Origin of the sequence: Oerskovia rustica (assembly GCF_014836555.1) — a bacterium.
Taxonomy (GTDB): Bacteria; Actinomycetota; Actinomycetes; order Actinomycetales; family Cellulomonadaceae; genus Oerskovia; species Oerskovia rustica.
This window is the reverse complement of sequence record NZ_JACSQQ010000011.1, coordinates 95,640-113,434: the sequence shown is the minus strand read 5'-3', so window position 1 is coordinate 113,434 and position 17,795 is coordinate 95,640. Positions and strand designations below refer to the sequence as shown.

The following is a 17,795-nucleotide window of genomic DNA, read 5'->3' as shown; positions in this document are numbered from 1 at the left end:
GTCCCGGCTAGCTGCGCGGCAGCTGCAGGACGCGCGTCAGGCCGGGGGAGTCCGGGTCGTCGACGATCTCGACGCCGTCGAGCCAGGACCCGATGACGTGCGCGAGCTCGCCGGGATGGCTGAAGTTGATCGCGTGCGCGGCGCCCTCGATGAGGGCGACAGTCGTGTTGTCGCCCGCGAGACGGCTCACCTCCCGCACGCGCGCAGGAGGCGGCATGAGCGGGTCCCTGCTCCCGATGACCGCGAGCGTCGGCACGGTCGACCGGACGATGCGCTCCAACGACGGGAACCGGGTGAGCTCGCTGAACAGGTGGAACGTGTTGACCGGCCCGAACCGCACGTAGTCCGGGACCGCCACGCGAGCCATCTGCCGGCTCTCCCGCGGACCGTCCATCGCGAGCTGCCGGATCGCGCGGGCCAACCCCTGGTTGTGCACTCCGCCCGCGGGAGACACGAGCACGATGCGCTCGACGCGGTCAGGGTCGCTGTGGGCGACCTCGAGGCTGATGGGGCAGCCCATCGAGTTGCCGACCAGGACCACCTTCTCGAGCTCGAGGGCGTCGAGGATGCGGATCAGCGCGTGCGCCAGCGCCGGGATGCCGAGCGTGTAGTCCCACTTCTCGCTCCGGCCGTAGCCCGGCAGGTCCGGGACGAGGTTCATGGCCCGCCCGGCGAGCACGCGCGCCGTCGGCATGAGGTAGGTGCCCGAGATCGCGAAGCCGTGCACGTGGACGATCGGCAGGCTGCCGGGCACCTCCGCGCTGCGCCGGTAGAACACGGGGTGCCCCTCGACCTCGACGGTTCCCTCGGTCCATCCGGTGGTGTTCGTGCCCATGAGGCCGATCGTGGCAGAGGGGGTGCGTGGGGGCCACCGGTGCGGGGCGTGGAGGGGGCCGGTGGTGGTCGGCGCATCTCGTGAACCTTCGGGCGGCCAGGTCGTCAACCGCCCGCCGTGGACTCCGGTGGGCTGACTGCCGCCCAGAGTCAGCGCATGAACGCCAGCGCCCATGTCTCGGGGCCGCGCTCCAGGTAGTCGACCGTGAACGTGCCCGGCCAGCGGGCGTCGACCTGGGCCAGGAGGGGCAGGGGGTCGTGCGGGGCGAGCAGTACCATGCCCGCGCCGGGGACGACGCCGTCGAGCGCACCGAAGATCGTCGCGTGCCGGATGGCGTGCGGCACCGCGCGGGCGTCGAGGACGGGGAGGTTCCCGGCGTCGTCGTGCCCGCCGCACCCGCACGAGTGCCCGCCCGGGGCCGGGGCGGTCGGGTCCGTGGCCGGGTCAGCCCTCCGGGGCTCGTCGGCCGGCTCGGCGCCACTGCCGCACCCGCCGCCCAAGCCTCCGTCGACACTGCCGCACCCGCACCCGACGCCGACCTCGGCAGGCCCAGGACTGCCCGTCCGCCCGTGCTCGTGCCCGCCGAGCAGCTCGTGCATCCCGTCGAGGACGGTCGCGAGCGACACGTCGGAGGAGAGGGCCAGCAGCGGCAGGATCTGCTCGTTCTCCTTGGTCATGTGCACCTCGAAGAGGACCTGGAGGGCGCGGCCCAGCGCGGCTGCGCGCACGGGGCTCGTCGCGTCGGCGAGCGCGTCGACGAGGCCGCCGATGACGCCGTGCTCGGCGATCATGGCGTCGACCAGGAGGCGGGCGTCCGGGGTGCGGTGCGCGTGCGGGTACATCGCGCCCTCCTCGGCGAGCGCGTGCGGCAGCAGGTCCGCGCGGGTCCATGCGACGAGCCGCTGGTGGGCCGTGGCGGTCGCCGTCGCGTCGCCAGTCTCGACCGCCCGGACGAGGGCCTCGACGAGGAGGCCGAGGGTCCCGTTCATCTCGGTGTGGTGGGCGACGACGGCCTCGACCGCGCGTGAGTCTTCGGCCGACGTGGCCAGGACGATGCTGCTGCTCATGACGTGGGTCCTCCGGGGCGGGTGTGGTTTCCGAACGCCTTCGAGATTAGTACACTTTATTCCGTGGAAAATACGGAGCCTCTGGGTCAGGCAGGACGAGCGATCTCCCCGCGCCCGGGGTACGGCCCCCCGCTGGTCCGACGTCCGGTGCGCCCCGCGCGGCTGTCCAGGGCGCGGCTCGCGGTGCTGGACGTCCTCGCCTCGCAGTCCGAGCCCTGCTCGGTCGCCTCGGTCGCGACGGCGCTCGACCAGCACCCCAACACGGTGCGCGAGCATCTGGAGGGCCTGGTCGAGGCCGGGCTCGCGACCAGCGAGAACGCTCCGGCGCAGGGGCGCGGACGCCCGGCCCGGCTCTACTCTCCGGCGACGGAGTCCCCGACGACGGCAGGAGCCGCCGAGTACGCGGGCCTCGCGTCGGCGCTCGCGGCCCAGATCGCCCGGTCGAGCGCCGACCCGGTCGGCGACGCCCTGGCAGCGGGCCGTGCGTGGGGTGCGGACCTCGCCGCGGGTCACGAGCCCCCGTCCGGCGACCGAGGCCACGGGCCGAGCGGCGAGGGAGCCGACGGCGCCGCGCTCCAGGCGACGGCGCTTCCGGACAGGGCGCACGTCGCGATCGCCGCGCGCCACGAGGTCGTCGCCCTGCTGGACAGGCTCGGCTTCGCACCGCAGGCCGACGACGACGCGGCATCGGTCGCGCTGACCCGGTGCCCGCTGCTCGAGGCTGCGTACCGCAACCCGGAGGTCGTGTGCGCGGTGCACCTCGGTCTCGCCCAGGGGGCGCTCGAGCGCCTGGGCGCTCCGCGGGAGGGCACCTCGTTGCTGCCGTTCGCCGAGCCGGGCGCCTGCCGGCTGCGCCTGCGCCCCCAGCCAGAGCCTCGCAGGAACAAGGCGTCGTGATGCGCCGTGCGGTCTTCGTCCTGCCCGCCGGGCTCGCTCTTCTCGCGGGCCTCGACGCGGCGCTCCTGCTGCTCGGCCTGCCGGCTCCCGTCACGACCGAGCGCCTGCCCGTGGTCCACGGCGTGCTGCTCGTCCTGGGGTTCGTCGGCACGGTCGTCGCGCTCGAACGGGCCGTCGCGCTGCGCACCCGCTGGGGGTTCGTCGCCCCGGGTCTGCTGGGGGCGGGGGCGCTGGCCCTACTCAGCCCTGTGCCCCTCGTCGTCGGGCAGGTGCTCCTCGTCGGGGGATGTGCCGCGCTGTGCGCGGTGTACGTGCCGCTGTGGCGGCGGCAGCACGACGACGCGGTCCTCGCCCAGCTGATCGGCGCACTGCTCGCGACGGGCGGCGCCCTGCTGTGGCTCGGCGGGGTGGGTGTCGCGGACGTGCTGCCGTGGCTCGCGTGCTTCGTCGTGGCGACCATCGCGGGCGAGCGGCTCGAGCTCGCCCGGATCGCGTTCCTCGGCCGGGGCGCGGCCCTCGTCCTGTGGGTCTGCTGGGCGCTCGCGGCGGGGTGCGTGGCCACGTTGCTGTGGCCTGGGGCCGGCTACGTGATCCTGGGCGCGGCGGTCCTGGTGCTGTGCGGCTGGCTCGCCGTGCACGACGTCGCGCGGCGCACGATCCGCTCGACGGGCCTCGCGCGCTGCATGGCGGCGTGCCTGCTCGCGGCGTACGTGTGGCTCGCGGTCGCGGGCGCGGTCTGGCTCCTCGGCGGGAGGCAGGACACGGGACCGGGGTACGACGCCGTGATCCACGCGGTCTTCCTGGGGTTCACGATCTCGATGGTCATGGCGCACGCGCCCGTGATCCTGCCCGCGGTGCTGAGGATCCGGCTCCCGTACACGCCCCTGATGTACGGCCCGGCCGTGCTCCTGCACGTCGGGCTCGTGGTCCGGCTCGGGCTGGGCGACGCCCGCAGCCTGCCCGTGGCGCACCAGGTCGGCGGCGTCCTGAACGTCGTGGCGCTGCTCGCGTTCGTCGCCCTCATGGTCACCGTCGGGATCCGCGCGAACCTGCGCCATGCCGCGCCCCCCGCCACGGCCGCACCCGGCCGGTGCGACGCCGTCGGGCCTGCACCTGCCCTCGAGGAGACCGTCCCGTGAAGCTCGACCTGTCCGCCGCCCCCGCCCCGCTGCGGCCCCTGACCGACCGCAGCACGTGGCACCTGCGCGCCAACGCGCCCGTGGTCGGGTGGCTGCTGGCCACGGTCGTGGTCGCGGTCGGCCACCGGTGGGTGCCCGCTTCGCCCTGGCTGCTCGTGCACCTGCTGCTGCTCGGCGCGGTGACCAACGCGATCTGCGTCTGGAGCCAGCACTTCACCGACGCGCTGCTGAGCCGCCGGGTCACGCCCGCGTCGCGGCGGTGGCAGGTTGCCCGGCTCGTGCTGCTCAACGTCGCGGTCGTCACGACCGTCGCGGGCATGGTGACCGCGGCGTGGGTCGTCACGCTGGTCGGGGCGGTCGGCGTCGGAGTAGCGGTCGCGGCGCACGGCACGGCCCTGTGGCGGCAGTCGCGCCAGGCGCTCGCGGCCCGCTTCCGGATCTGCGTCGCGTTCTACGTCGCCGCGGCCTGGCTCCTGCCGTTCGGGGCCGGGCTCGGCGCGACGCTCGCGCGCGGTCTCGACGAGGCCTGGCACACGCGCGTGGTGCTGGCCCACGCGGGCGTCAACCTGCTCGGGTTCGTGGGCCTGACGGTCATGGGCACGCTCATGACGCTGTGGCCGACCATGCTGCGGACCAGGATGGCCGACGACGCGCCCCGCGCCGCGCGTACGACGCTCGCCCTCGTGCTCGGCGGGCTCGCGGCCGGTGTCGCGGCGGTGCTGCTCGCGGCGCCGCCCGTCGCGGCCGTGGGCCTCGCGACGTATCTCGCGGGTGTCCTGGTCTCGGTGCGCCCCATGGTCACGGCGGCCCGACGGCGACCGCCCGCCACCTTCGCGACGTGGTCGGCGGCGTGCGCGCTCGCGTGGCTCGTGGGGTCGCTCGCGACGCTGACCGGTGTCCTCGCGTTCAGCGGAGGCTGGGAGACGGCCGCCGATCGCGTCGGGACCGTGACCGTGCCGCTCGTCGCGGGCTTCGCGGCCCAGGTCCTGCTGGGGGCGCTGACCTACCTCGTGCCCGTGGTGCTCGGCGGGGGACCGGCCGCCGTGCGCTCGACCACGGCCGTCCTCGAACGGGGAGCCGTCGTGCGGGTCGTGCTGTTCAACGGCGCGCTCGCGCTCTTCGTGCTGCCCGCGCCGAGCCTGGTGCACGTGCTCGCGTCGCTGACCGCGCTGGGCGCTCTCGTGGCCTTCCTGCCGTTGCTCGTCGGTGCGGTGCTCGCTCACCGCCGTGCGCGGCGCACGCCGTTCGTCCCACCGACCGCTGACGACGTCGCGGCGGCCCACGCCCTGGGACAGGACCTGCGTGCGCGAGCCGGCGGCGCTCGCCAGGGGCCGCCCGTGGAGGCCGTGACCGGCCCCCGCCGCAAAGGCCTGGCCGTGGCTGCGCTGAGCGTCCTGCTCCTCGTCGCGGCCGGCGGAGTCGCACTGGACCCGGCCGCGCTCGGCACGGGCAGCGGCGCGACGTCGGCAGCGGCCGGTGCCGCGGGGACCGTCGCCGCGACGGGCCGCACCACGACGGTCGAGGTCGAGGCCGCCGACATGCGCTTCGTCCCGAGCGAGATCGAGGTCCCTGCCGGCGACACCCTCGTCCTCGTCGTGACCAACACCGACACCACGGTCCACGACCTCGCGCTCGACACCGGCCGGACCAGCGGCCGGATCGCGCCGGGCGCGACCGTGACGTTCGACGTCGGGGTCGTGGGGCGCGCGATCGACGGGTGGTGCACGGTCGTGGGGCACCGGCAGATGGGCATGGTCCTGACGATCACGCCGACGGGAGCGGGCGCCGTGACCGACGCCGCGGCGTCCTCCGGGAACGCCGGAAGCATGGGCGACCACGAAGGCATGGCCGGCATGGACCACGGTTCGGGTGGATCAGCGGGCTCGGTCCCGTCGGGCGGCGCTGTGCCGGGCGGCGCAGCGCCCCGCGCCGCCGAGGACCTGGACCTCCTGGCCATGCCGGGCGAGGACTTCACGGCGTACCCGGCCGCGCTTGCACCAGCGGGCCCGGAGACCGTGCACCGTGTGCGCATGGCGGTCTCCGAGGTCGTGACCGAGGTCGCGCCGGGCGTGACGCAGCGGCTCTGGACGTTCGGCGGCACGGCCCCCGGCCCGACGCTGCGGGGCAAGGTCGGGGACCGCTTCGAGATCACGCTGGTCAACGACGGCACGATCGGGCACTCGATCGACTTCCACGCGGGAGCCCTCGCCCCCGACGAGCCCATGCGCACGATCGCCCCGGGCGAGGAGCTGACCTACACGTTCACCGCGACCATGTCGGGTGTGTGGATGTACCACTGCTCGACCATGCCCATGTCGGCGCACATCGCGAACGGCATGTTCGGCGCGGTCGTGATCGACCCCCCCGATCTCGCGCCGGTCGACCGCGAGTACCTGCTGGTCCAGTCGGAGTACTACCTCGGTCCCCAGGGCGGCGAGGTCGACGTGGACCGGCTCGCGACGGGGGAACCCGACGTCGTCGCGTTCAACGGCTACGCCAACCAGTACGACGCGGCGCCGCTCCCGGCCCGCGTGGGCGAGCGCGTGCGCGTGTGGGTGCTGCCTGCGGGCCCCAACCGGGGGACGTCCTTCCACGTCGTGGGTGGCCAGTTCGACACGGTCTACAGCGAAGGTGCCTACCGGCTGCGGCCCGGCAACGCCGAGGCGGGCGGCTCGCAGGTCCTGGGCCTCGCGGTCGCGCAGGGCGGGTTCGTCGAGATGGCGTTCCCCGAGGCGGGCAGGTACCCGTTCGTGAGCCACGTGATGATCGACGCCGAGCGCGGCGCGCACGGGCTCTTCGCGGTCACGAGCCCGTAGCGGGCCGGCGCCGGAGCCAGAGCCGGTCCCGCGACCGCGGGCACGCCCGACGTAGGGTGTCCTCGGTCCCCTCGCAACCATCACCGGAGGCAGCATGCACGTCGACACCACGAGCCTGCCCGCATGAGCGAGGTCCGCATCGGCCGGTGCGAGCAGTGCGGCGGCGACGTGCAGTGGCTGCCGTGCTACGACGGGCGCCGTCGGGCCTTCGCGCTCGACGAGGTCAGCAGCGTGCACGCGGGGGACGAGGTGCGCTGGTTCCTGACGTCGAACCGCGGAGCCGTGCCGGGCACGCAGCTCGCGTACAAGGCGACCATGCCGTTCCGGGTCCGGCACGTGTGCCAGCGCCAGCCCCAGGGGTACGGCGCGGGAGGAGAGGACGGCATCGACAAGGCCAAGGCGCTGCGCTCGGCGCCGCAGGTCCGCGAGTTCCAGGTGCGTCCGCCCTACCGGTTCGGGTACCGCTGGGAGTCGGAGTGGGGGCACATCGTGCACCCGGACCGGGGTCTGTGCGGCGCCAAGGTGATCGGCGAGATGACGCCCCGCGAGGCCGCGCGCCTGCCGACCATGCCCATGTGCAAGGAGTGCGTCATGAGGTACCGTCGCCGCCACCCGCAGGACCAGGTCCGCCCCCCGGTCGAGCCGTCCTGACGCGCCGAGCCGTTCTCGACGAACACGCCAGTCCCGACGAAGGAGCCCCGTGCCGCCCTACGACCTCGATCACCGGCTCGTCGTCGGTGTCTCCTCGAGCGCCCTGTTCGACCTGTCCGACTCGCAGCGCGTCTTCGACGAGCAGGGGATCGACGCGTACCGCGCGTACCAGGACGAGCACCTGGACCGGACGCTGCGCCCCGGGGTCGCGTTCGAGTTCGTCCAGCGTCTCCTGAGCCTCAACGACCTGTCGCCCAGCGCGCAGGACCCGCTCGTCGAGGTCTTCGTCCTGTCGAAGAACGACCCGACGACGGGCCTGCGCGTCATGAGCTCGGTCGCGGCGCACGGGTTGCCGATCAGCCGGTCGATCTTCACGCAGGGCCTCGCGCCGTACGCGTACATCCCGGCGCTCAACATCTCGCTCTTCCTCTCGGGGGACGCGCGCGACGTCCGGACGGCGACCCTGCTGGGACACCCTGCCGGGCAGGTCCTGGGGAGCGCCGCCGTCGGGCACCTCGCCGCAGCCGGCCCGACGGCGGAGCGCGCGCCCGGCGTTCCCCTCGCCCCGGGCGGGGAGCAGCCGGCGCCCGAGGACGCGGCCGACGCCGAGCTGCGCGTGGCCTTCGACTTCGACGGCGTGCTCGCCGACGACAGCGCCGAGCGCATCTTCCAGTCGGACGGGCTCGAGCAGTTCCACCGGTACGAGAGCGCGCGCAAGGTCACCGAGCACCACGCGGGGCCGATCCTGCCGTTTCTGCGGGCGCTGAGCACGATCCAGCGCCGCGAGGAGGAGCGGGCGGTCGAGGACCCGACGTACCGGCCCCGGGTACGCGTCTCGATCGTCACGGCGCGCAGCGCGCCCTCGCACGAGCGGGCGGTGAACACGCTGCGCTCGTGGGGCGTCACGGTCAACGACGCGTTCTTCATGGGCGGCGCCGACAAGGGGCGCGTGCTGCGCGTCCTGCGCCCGCACATCTTCTTCGACGACCAGCGCGGGCACCTCGACCCGGTCGCGCGCGAGGTCGCGAGCGTCCTGGTGCCGTACGGCGTGACGAACGAGGCGACGGTGGTCCCGGACGGACCGGCCGGACCGGCCGGGCTCGCCGAGCCGGACGAGCCTGCCGAACGGGCCGCAGCCGCCGCGCCGGACCCGACCACGGACGCGTCCGTACCCGCCCGGGTCGGCTGAGGCGGTCGTCGTGCCGTTCGTCGCGCCGCTGCCGGGCGACCCGGACCGGTGGGGACCGGCCGCGACGGTCGACCTGCGCCAGCTGCCCGTCGCGGGGCGGTGGAAGGTCTGGTTCGAGATCCTGACCCCGTTCGGGTACACCTCGCGTCCCGCCGACGAGCAGGACCCGTCCGGGACGGTGTGGCACCGGGCGTCGGTCGAGCAGACCGTCCCGACGGGCCTCGTGACCGACCTCGCGTCGGTCCCCATGCCGCTGTGGGGAGTGGTCGCGAGCTACGGGCGCCAGACGCTCCCCGCGATCCTGCACGACGCGACGTCGAAGCTCGCGGACTCCGGTCGTCCGGCGAGCAGCAGGCGGGCCGCGCGACGTGACGCCGACCACCTCTTCCACGACACGCTGCGCGAGACCGGGACGGGTCCCGTCCGACGCGGGCTGATGTGGGCTGCGGTCCGGATCTTCGGGAGCCTGCCGGTCGCGGTCGCGTTCCTGCTCGCGGTGGTCGCCGGGGTCGTCACGCTCGGCCTGTGGGTCGCCGGCGCAGGTACGGACGGGGAGGGCGGCCCGTGGCTCGCGGGAGCCGTCGTCGTGGCTGCCGCCGCGCTCGGCGTGCTGCTGGCCCTGGCGGTCTGGGCCGGGTTCGAGTCGCGTCCGGCCGCCGACGGCAGCGAGCGCGTCCGCTGGGTGCCCGCCGCGTCGAGCAGCGTGCTCGGCGCGGTCGGCGCCGGTCTTCTCACACTGCCCCTCCTGCTCCCGCTGATCGTGCTCACGTTCGTGACCGAGCTTGTGGTCGGGCTGGGGGAGGGCGACCGCCCGGGTATCCGCGCGCAGGACGTCGCGCTGGACGGTGACGTGCCGGAGGCCCTCCCGACCACCCGCATCACGTACCCGGCGGCCGGGTGACGTCCCGCCCTGCGCGCCCCTGGGGCCTCCGTGCCCACCGGCACCGCGCACCACGCCCGTAGGCTGCGCTCGTGCCCTCCGCCGCCCGACCCGCCTCGCGCCCCCTCGACGACGGGGTGAGGCCCGGCCTGCTGCTCCCCGCAGCCCGCACGGTCCGCGCGCACCTGCCGACCTACCTCCTGACCGTCGTCCTCCTCCAGGGCGTCACGGGCCTGGTCGTCGTCCCGCTCATGGCGTGGCTGTTCGACCGGGCGCTCGCGGTCGCCGGCGTCCCCTCGTTCACGCACCTCGACGCGGTGCGGGTCCTGTCGAGCCCGGGCGCGGTGCTCCTGCTCGTCCTCCTGGCGCTGGTCGCCTCGGTCGTGGTCCTCGTCCAGCAGGGGGCGTTCCTCGCGATCGGCGTGCGCGTGCGGGTGGGGGAGCCGGTCTCGCTGCGCGGCGTCTCGCACGACCTCGCCCGCGCGAGCCGCCGGCTCCTCGGCCCCCAGCTCGTGCTGTTCGTCGGGTACTTCTTCGTGCTCGTCCCGGTGGGCGGGTTCGGGATGGCGGCGTTCCTCGTGCGGGGCATCGCGATCCCGGACTTCGTCGTCGGGGAGCTCCTCAAGTTCGACGGCGGCCTGTACGTCTACCTCGCGTTCCTCGCGGGAGTCCTGTTCCTCAACCTGCGCCTGGTGCTGACGCTCGCGATCCTGCTGACCTCCGACGTGTCGGTCGCGGGGGCCATGGCTGCGAGCTGGCGCGCGACCCGGCGGTCGTGGCCGCGTCTCCTCGGTGTGTTCGCGGTCGTGGGCGTCGTGGTGCTCGTGGTCGCCGCGGGGATCGTGACGCTCGCGCTCGTCCCCACGCGGGTCGCGGACCTGCATGCTCCCGGCCTCGCGCCCCTCGTCGCGGGGGCGACGCTCACGGTCGTGGAGATGGTCGGGTTCGTGCTCGCGGGGTTCGTCACGGCGGTCCTGACGCAGGTCGTGGTCGCGGTCGCGGCGGAGCGCGGGGCGTCGCTGCCCGACGGCGCCGCTCGGGCCGGGACCGTTGCTCCCGCGACCGAGGTGGTCGTCCCGTCCGCCGGGGCAGGGCCAGGAGGGCCTGCGGGCGACTCCGCAGGGTCGGTGCACGGGTCGGCGAGCGTTCCGCCGGTCCTGCGCCGCGGCCTGGCGGGCCGACCGCGCACGGTGCGTGCCGTCGTCGGGCTGGCTGCCGTGCTGGTGCTCCTCGCCGTCACGGCGGCCAACACCCGAGCCATGACCACGCTGGCGCGAGAGGAGCCCGGCGCGGTGATCGCGCACCGGGGCGACCCGGGCGGCGGCGTCGAGAACTCGATCGCCTCGCTCGAGTCGGCCGCGGCGCTCGGCGCGGACTACGTCGAGCTCGACGTGCTCCAGGCCGCGGACGGTGGGCTCGTCGTCTTCCACGACCTGACCCTGCGCCGGCTCGCGGGCTCCGACCGTGCCGTGCACACCATGACGCTCGACGAGCTGACCGCGACCACGATCCGCCAGGGCGGGTTCGAGGCGACGATCCCGTCGCTCGAGGAGTTCGTCGAGCGCGCCCGCGAGCTCGACGTGCCGCTCCTGGTCGAGCTCAAGGCGCACGGTCACGAGACGACGACGTTCGTCGCGGACGTCGTCGCGCTCCTGCGCGCGCAGGGCGTCGCCGACGAGTACCTGGTCCAGTCGATCTACCCCGAGCAGGCCGACGAGGTGCGGGCGCTCGGACCGGAGATCGCGGTCGGCCACGTCGTCCCGTTCCTGCGCGGGGCGCTGGGCGACCTGCCGGTCGACTTCGTGGCGATCGAGCAGTCGTCCGACTCCGCCCGCGTGCGCGCCGAGGCTCGGGCGGCCGGGATCGACGTCTACGTCTGGACCGTCAACGACCCTGCGGCGATGCGCGCCCAGCTGCGCGGCGGCGTCGACGGCATCATCACGAGCAGCCCGCGCCGCGCCGTGGCCGAGCGTGCCACGGTGCGCGACGACCTGGCCCTGTCCACGCGGCTCGAGGACGAGCTGCGCGACGCGCTCGCGTGGTGACGAGCACGAGGTTCCGGGCACACGAGGACGGGGTTGAGGTCGTCATCCGTCGGATGACGACCCCAACCCCGTTCTCGGCAACGGAGGGCGCTCAGAGGGCCGCGTGGGCCTCCTTCTCCTGCTGGTACTCCTCGATCGTCAAGGTCCGCAAGCGCGAGTTGCGGCCCGTCGGGTTGTCGACGTAGCCCACGGCCGAGATGTACGGCTCGATCACGTGGATCTTCTGCAGCGGCGTCACGATGAGCAGCTGGAGCCCGAGGCTCTTGAAGAGCTCGAGCGCGAACCGCGTCGACTCGTCGGACCCCCGGCCGAACGCCTCGTCGATCACGACGAACCGGAAGGCCTTGGACCGCACCGCGCCCCAGTCGAGCTTGAACTGGTACGCGAGCGAGGCCGCGAGGATCGTGTAGGCGAGCTTCTCCTTCTGACCACCGGACTTCCCGCCCGAGTCGGAGTAGTGCTCGTGCTCGACGTCGTCCTCGCGCGAGCGCTCCGACGCGGACAGCACGAACCAGCTCCGCACGTCGGTCACGCGACGCTTCCACGCCTCGTCCGCCTCGGCCTGCCCCTCACGTCCGCGGAACCGCTCGACGATCGCCTTGACCCGCAGGAACCGCTCCTCCGAGTAGTACGCGACGCCCTCCTCGCCCGTGTCCTCGTCGCGGCGCCCCTCGAGGTCGAGCCCCAGGGCGCCGTCGGTGCACGCCCGCAGGTCCGCCCGGAACTCACGCACCTCGGTGTTGGGCGTCGGCGCCATCTCGAGGCGGATGTACCGGCCGGGGTTGTAGTCGATCGCGCGCAGCGAGTCGTTGATGATCTCGACGCGCTCACGGATCAGGTCCGCCTGCTTGGAGAGCTCGGCGTGGAAGCCCGCGATGTCGCGGATCGTGTTGGTGTTGAGGTACGTCTTGAAGTCGACCTCGAAGCGTGGCAGGTCGTCGCGCGTGAGCCGCTCGTGCAGCGCCCGGTACTCGGGTGCGGACCGCACGTCGTTGTCGAGCTCGGTCGTCTCGACCGGGTACGCGGCACGGAACGCCGTCATCTGCGCGGCGATGCGCGTCCCGAGCTGGCCCTGCCGGGCCTGCGCCTCCTCGACGCGGCTCGTGAGCCGGGTCCGCAGCGCGCTCTCGACCGCGTCGGGCTCGACGTCGCCCGGCACCCCGCCCTGGGCGGTGGCCTGGTCGCGGGCCTCGGCGTCGAACAGCCGGGCGAGCTCGTCGACGAGTGCCGCGTCGAGCGGACCCTGCTCGGTGAGCACGCGCGCCGACCGGTCGCGCTGTGTGCGCGCACTGTCGAGAGCGTGCTTGTCGGCTCCTGCCGCCGAGAGCAACGCGTCACGCTCGGACGCGATGCCCGCGGCCCGGCGCGCGAGGTCGCGGAGCTGGTCGGCGATGCGGCTGAGCTCGGTCGACGCGCCCTCGATGCGCCGCTTCTCCTCGTGGAGCTCGGCGATCGCCCGCACGGGCTCCTCCCAGTCGAGCTCGCGCCACTCGCGGAACACGTCGAGCCGGTTGAGCGCACCCGACCGTGAGATCGCCTCGTTCTTCTCACGCCCGACTGCGTCCCGCCGCTCCTCCAGGGCCGTGCGGCGCGTCGTGACGTCGGTGGCCTCGTCGAGCAGCGCGTCGATCTTGCCCTGGTTGCTCCACCCGAGGACGTAGCCGCTGCGGTCGCGGACGGCGCGGCGGTCGTCCTTCTCGTGGTGGCTCGCCGAGTGCTTGACCTGCCCCTCGCGCGTCACGGCGCGCGGCACGCGCTGGAAGTCCGCGAGGGCCTCGGCGCACACGTAGTCCGCGCGGCGTTCGAGCTCGTCGCTCAGCCAGGTCGCGAGGTCGCCGTCCTTGACCTCGAGCAGGTCCGCGAGGAGCGGCCCGTCGTCCCGGCTCGCGGCCTTCCCGACGGCGCCGCGCCCCTTCCCCGAGCGGCCGCCGGTGGGCGCGGGCACCCGGTGGTAGACGAGCTTGGACCGCAGGTCGTGCGAGTTGATCCACGCCGAGACGGCGTCGTAGTGCTGGGCGGGCACGAGGAGCGAGAGCGCGAAGCCGCGCAGCACGCGCTCGGCGGCGCCCTCCCACTCGGCGTGCTCGGCCCGCACGCCGATGAGCTCGCCCGCGAAGGGCAGGTCGGCCTCCGTGAGGCCGACGTCGGAGCACAGGCGCGAGCGCAGGTCCAGGCTCGTGCGGGGCAGGTTGGACTCGCGGTCGGCCAGCGACGTGAGCTCGGCGTTGATCTCGCGGGCCTCGGCCTCGACCGCTCGCAGCTCGGCCGCGACCTCCCCCGCGCGGCCCTCGATCTCACCGAGCGAGTCCTGCGCCTGCGACTGAAGATCGGCCGCGCGTTCGCGCAGCGCCGCGAACTCGTCCCGTGACGTCACGGGCTCCAGGCCCGCGGCGGCCAGGTAGCGCGCGTACTCGTCGGCCTTGGCGCGGCGCTCGGCCCGCTCGACCTCGCGGCGCGCGACCTCGCCCTCGATCTGCGTGAGCCGGTCGCCGCCGTGCCCGGCGCGTTCGACCTCGAGCCGTTGGCGCTCGGCGTCGAGCAGCGCGAGCTCCTCCTTGAGGCGGTCGAGGCCGTCGGCGCGAGCCGCGGTCGACGCCTCGAGCTCGCCGATGCGCAGGTCGAGCGCCGAGACCCGGCGCCCGGCGGTGAAGCCTCGCAGGGCCTCGCGCTGGGCGGACAGGGTCCGCACCTGCTCCCCCGCGGCGTCGTACGCGTCGGCGTCGGCGAGCAGGGGCGCGAGCTGGTCGATCTGCGCACGGGCCTTGACGACGGCGTCGTGCGCGCTCGTGAGGTCGTCGAAGTGCGCGACGAGCTTCTCGGTCCAGCGGGCCGCGTCGAACGGTTCGAGCATGTGCTCGCGCACGAACTCGTTGAGGTCCCCGACCGACTTCATCGACACGGTCTGGTGGAACAGCTCCATGGCCTGCTCGGACTCGATCCCGAGCAGGCGGCGGAAGTCGCGCCCGTACTCCGGGAAGTGGTCGCGGATCTGCGCGCCGGACTCGCGCAGGCGCCGGCGCAGGACGTTGATGTCCCCGTCGAAGCCCGCGAAGTCGTCGGCGATCGTCATGGGTGACGTGCTCGTGACGTAGAAGCGCTCGGGCTGGCCCTGCGCGCCGTCCTTGAGCCAGAACACCTGGGCCAGCACGGCGCGCGAGTCGAACCCGCGGTTGGCGAACTCGCCCAGGATGACCGAGTAGGTGTGCCCGCGGCGCAGGCCCACGTGCCGGGACGCGCCCGTGACCTCGTTGCGCTCGGACTTGTAGTGCCCGGCGACGTAGGAGCGCAGCGTGCGTTCACGCGTGTCCGCACCGGCCGCCTTGTTGTAGCTGATGCGGTTCGCGGGGAGCAGCAGGGTCGTGATCGCGTCGACGATGGTCGACTTGCCCGAGCCGATGTCCCCCGTGAGCAGCGCGTTGCGCCCTTCGAGCTCGAAGCTCCACGCGTACTTGTCGAACGTGCCCCAGTTGAGGACCTCGAGCCGGTCGAGGCGGTAGCCCGACCGCTGGTCCAGGTCCGCCGCCGCGTCGTGCAGCTCGACCGCGCTGAACAGTGCCTCGGCCATCAGGCCTCCTCGTGGGTCGTGCCGGTGCCGGGCTCGGTGCCGAGCACGCGGTCGTCGTCGGGCAGGAGCGCTCCCCCGTCACGCGACGCGAGCTCGGCCGCGTACTCCGCGAGGCGCGCGTCGAAGTCCGCGAGCCACTGCCCGTCGACGAACGCCTTGAGGATGCGCCGCACCTCGTAGGTGTCCGGGGTGTCGGGCACGGGGCGCAGGAAGCCGAGCTCGACGACGCGACGCACGTTGGCCTCGACGCGGTCGCGCGCGCGGGCCTCGTTGCTCGAGCCGGGCAGGAAGACCCGGACGAGGTCCACGATCTCGTCGCGCGTCAGGACCAGGCGCGTGTCGCCGCCCTCGGAGTCGAACTGGGCGAGGCGCTTGCGCAGCAGCGCGAGCAGCAGGCTCACGTCGAACGACAGCTCGCGGCGCGCGACGAGGCGCGGGATGAACGTACCGTCGTGCTCCTCCTCGGGTTGTGCGCGCAGGTACGCGTACCCCTCGGACTCGTCGATCACGATCTCCAGGCCCAGCGTCGCGACGAAGTCCCGCGCCTGCGCCTCGAGCGCGAGCAGGTCGCGCCACGTGCGCGTGCCCGCCTCGCGGTAGACGACGCCCTTGACGAGCGAGGTCACGACGAGCGAGAGCTCGGGGCTGGGCCCACCGGTCTGCCCGGGGCGTTCGGTCCGGACGGGCTGCTGGCTCACGGGGTTCCTTCCTGGGGAGTCGGCTGGGGAGTCGGCTGGGGAGGCTTCTGGGCGGACGGCTGGCCGGGCGGGGCGGACGGCTGGCCGGACGGGGCGGACGGCTGGCCGGGCGCGGCGGGCTGCGCCTGTGCGAGCGAGCGGGCGACCGCGCCCGCGAGGTCCTTGGCCCCCGTCCGGGCGAACGTGACGCGCGGGACGCGGGCCACGCGCACGCGCGGCCCGGTGGGCCTCGCGGCGGACCCGTCGTCGCCCTCGGCCCCGGCGACCCGGGCTTCTGCGGCTCGGGCGGCCTCGGCGGCCTCGATCGTCTCGCCCTCACCGACGGGCGCACCGCCAGGGTCGCCCGGCACGTGATCGTCGACCACCCACCGCACCTCGTCGGTGTGCGCGGGGTCGTGCACGACGGCGAAGCGCGGGTCGTCGAGCGACAGGTACGTCACGAGCTCCGCGAGCCCCTGCTCGAGCGGGTTCTCCTCGACGAGCTGCGCGAGCGAGACCTGGCCCCGGCGGCGCAACGCGTCGCGGACGGTGCGGCTCAGGCGCTCGGGGTCGACGTGGACCTGCGTGAACAGGGCCGACGCGTCGAAGTCCGCGACGCCCGCGGTCACGCCCTCGCTCGCGAGCGGTTCCTGGTGCTGGGGCCGGTAGAGGGGGCGTTCGGTCGGCAGGTGCACGTCGACCGACGTCGCGTCCATGGTCGTCGCGAGCGGCCCGGTCTCAGCCGCCCCCAGCCGCAGGCGGTCCGGTGTGTCGCGCAGCGCAAGGGCGCGCGACTCGATGCTGCGCAGCACGTCGATGACGCGCCGGTTCTCGAGCCAGACCTGGTCGTCGAGGAAGCGACGCAGCTGCTCGGACAGGACGCGCACGGTCGACTGCGTGCGCTCGCCCGCGTCGAGCCAGTCGTAGTGGATGCGGCGCAGGCGGCGCCCGGCCGCGCGACCCGTGACGCCGGGAGCGGCCTCGCCGTCGTCCCCGACCTGCTCCTCGAGCGCGGGCAGCGCCTGGACCTTCTCGACGAGCTCGGCGAACTCCTCCTGCCGCTGGCGGTCCAGGAGGAAGTCGTAGAACGCATGGAAGCTGCGCCCCTGGTCCGAGTCCGCGATCGCGGACCGGCTCCCGACGACCGCGTCCAGCAGGTCGCCCTTGGCGCCGTCCCAGCCCGTGATGCGTTCGCGCATCTCACGGTCGAGGGTCCGGAAGTTCGCCTCGACCTCGCGGAAGTCCGCGAGCAGGTCGGCGGCCGTGCCCGTGAGCTGCTGGTACCGGTCGCGCTGGGCCGCGGCGTCCAGCAGCGAGAGCTGGCCCGCGCGCACGCGCTCGATCTCCTCGTCGATCCGTGCCCGCCGCGCCTCGAGCTCGCGCAGGCGCGCGTCGGCGTCGGACTCGGTGCCGACCGTGAGCTGGCGCAGCAGCTCGAAGACCGTGTTGAGGCGCGACTCCGTGCCGACGAAGCTGCGCTCGCGCAGCGCGACGACCCACGAGACGGCCTTCTCGACGGCCGGGGTCGCGTCGTAGTGCGCCTCCTCCGAACCCGTCGGGTAGAACTTGCGCAGCCAGCCCTGCTCGGGCGCGGCCCAGTGGTCGAGGTAGGCCTTGGGCGAGCGCGGGTACCTGCGCGCCCCGGCCGCGGTCTCCCCTTCGGCGTCCGCCCCCTCCTGCCCGACGGCGTCGCTCCCCGTCGCGGGTTCGTCGCCCTCGGCGACAGGCCGGGGCTGCACGCGGGCAGGGACGGGACCGTCGATCGCGTACAGCGCGTCGTCCAGGAGGGAGACCAGCTCGGCCTCACCGATCGAGCGGACGTTCTGCTCGACGAAGACCGTGCCGAGGAAGCTCAGTGCGAGCGGGGCGTTGTCCGAGCGCAGGAGGCGCCAGGCGGGGGTGCGCCGCAGGGCGTCGATGTCGTCGTGCTGCACTCAAGCCCTCTCGCGCGTGTCCGGTGTCGGTGTCGACCGGGGGCTGGGTCGTGCGCCGGTCGGGCGGTCGCCGCAGGGGATCGCACGATCAGCCGCACCG

Annotated in this window: 12 protein-coding genes; 7 read left to right on the top strand and 5 right to left on the bottom strand. The window is 74.1% G+C overall.

Features of this window, described 5'->3' with window-relative positions:
- Nucleotides 1–7 precede the first annotated feature (7 nt).
- Both H9652_RS08515 and H9652_RS20270 read right to left on the bottom strand, forming a co-directional pair.
- Nucleotides 8–835: an alpha/beta fold hydrolase gene (locus H9652_RS08515; RefSeq protein ID WP_191795872.1), complete on the bottom strand. Its 828-nt coding sequence runs from the start codon at nucleotides 833–835 to the stop codon at nucleotides 8–10.
- Nucleotides 836–984: 149 nt separating this feature from the next.
- The gene (locus H9652_RS20270; RefSeq protein ID WP_191795871.1) at nucleotides 985–1,902 is read right to left on the bottom strand and encodes a DUF2249 domain-containing protein; all 918 of its coding nucleotides are present in this window, start codon (nucleotides 1,900–1,902) and stop codon (nucleotides 985–987) included.
- Between the two features lie 63 nt (nucleotides 1,903–1,965).
- On the opposite strand from H9652_RS20270, the gene H9652_RS08505 reads away from it, so the two are divergent.
- From H9652_RS08505 to H9652_RS08475, 7 genes are all read left to right on the top strand, one after another.
- Nucleotides 1,966–2,799: a helix-turn-helix transcriptional regulator gene (locus H9652_RS08505; RefSeq protein WP_318244055.1), complete on the top strand. Its 834-nt coding sequence runs from the start codon at nucleotides 1,966–1,968 to the stop codon at nucleotides 2,797–2,799.
- Entirely contained in the window at nucleotides 2,799–3,938 is a 1,140-nt protein-coding gene (locus H9652_RS08500) for a hypothetical protein (protein WP_191795870.1), read from the top strand. Before H9652_RS08505 ends, H9652_RS08500 begins: the two co-directional genes overlap by 1 nt.
- Nucleotides 3,935–6,754, top strand: coding sequence for a multicopper oxidase domain-containing protein (locus tag H9652_RS08495; RefSeq protein WP_318244054.1), 2,820 nt, complete (start codon nucleotides 3,935–3,937; stop codon nucleotides 6,752–6,754). Before H9652_RS08500 ends, H9652_RS08495 begins: the two co-directional genes overlap by 4 nt.
- Nucleotides 6,755–6,877: 123 nt before the next feature.
- Nucleotides 6,878–7,405 carry a hypothetical protein gene (locus H9652_RS08490; protein WP_191795869.1) on the top strand — a complete coding sequence of 176 codons (528 nt, stop codon included), beginning with the start codon at nucleotides 6,878–6,880 and terminating at the stop codon, nucleotides 7,403–7,405.
- Nucleotides 7,406–7,454: 49 nt separating this feature from the next.
- Entirely contained in the window at nucleotides 7,455–8,594 is a 1,140-nt protein-coding gene (locus tag H9652_RS08485) for a 5'-nucleotidase (RefSeq protein WP_191795868.1), read from the top strand.
- Between the two features lie 10 nt (nucleotides 8,595–8,604).
- Complete coding sequence (locus tag H9652_RS08480) at nucleotides 8,605–9,495, top strand: DUF1353 domain-containing protein (RefSeq protein WP_191795867.1); 891 nt, start codon at nucleotides 8,605–8,607, stop codon at nucleotides 9,493–9,495.
- A gap of 71 nt (nucleotides 9,496–9,566) precedes the next feature.
- The gene (locus tag H9652_RS08475; protein WP_191795866.1) at nucleotides 9,567–11,519 is read left to right on the top strand and encodes a glycerophosphoryl diester phosphodiesterase membrane domain-containing protein; all 1,953 of its coding nucleotides are present in this window, start codon (nucleotides 9,567–9,569) and stop codon (nucleotides 11,517–11,519) included.
- 91 nt (nucleotides 11,520–11,610) lie between these two features.
- On the opposite strand, the gene H9652_RS08470 is transcribed toward H9652_RS08475, so the two are convergent.
- From H9652_RS08470 to H9652_RS08460, 3 genes are read right to left on the bottom strand one after another with little or no spacing between them, the layout of a single operon-like run.
- A complete protein-coding gene (locus tag H9652_RS08470; protein ID WP_191795865.1) occupies nucleotides 11,611–15,084 on the bottom strand; it encodes an ATP-binding protein in 3,474 nt (1,157 codons plus the stop codon).
- Nucleotides 15,084–15,782: a DUF4194 domain-containing protein gene (locus H9652_RS08465; protein WP_191795864.1), complete on the bottom strand. Its 699-nt coding sequence runs from the start codon at nucleotides 15,780–15,782 to the stop codon at nucleotides 15,084–15,086. Before H9652_RS08465 ends, H9652_RS08470 begins: the two co-directional genes overlap by 1 nt.
- Nucleotides 15,779–17,695: a DUF3375 domain-containing protein gene (locus tag H9652_RS08460; RefSeq protein WP_191795863.1), complete on the bottom strand. Its 1,917-nt coding sequence runs from the start codon at nucleotides 17,693–17,695 to the stop codon at nucleotides 15,779–15,781. Before H9652_RS08460 ends, H9652_RS08465 begins: the two co-directional genes overlap by 4 nt.
- Nucleotides 17,696–17,795: the final 100 nt, after the last annotated feature.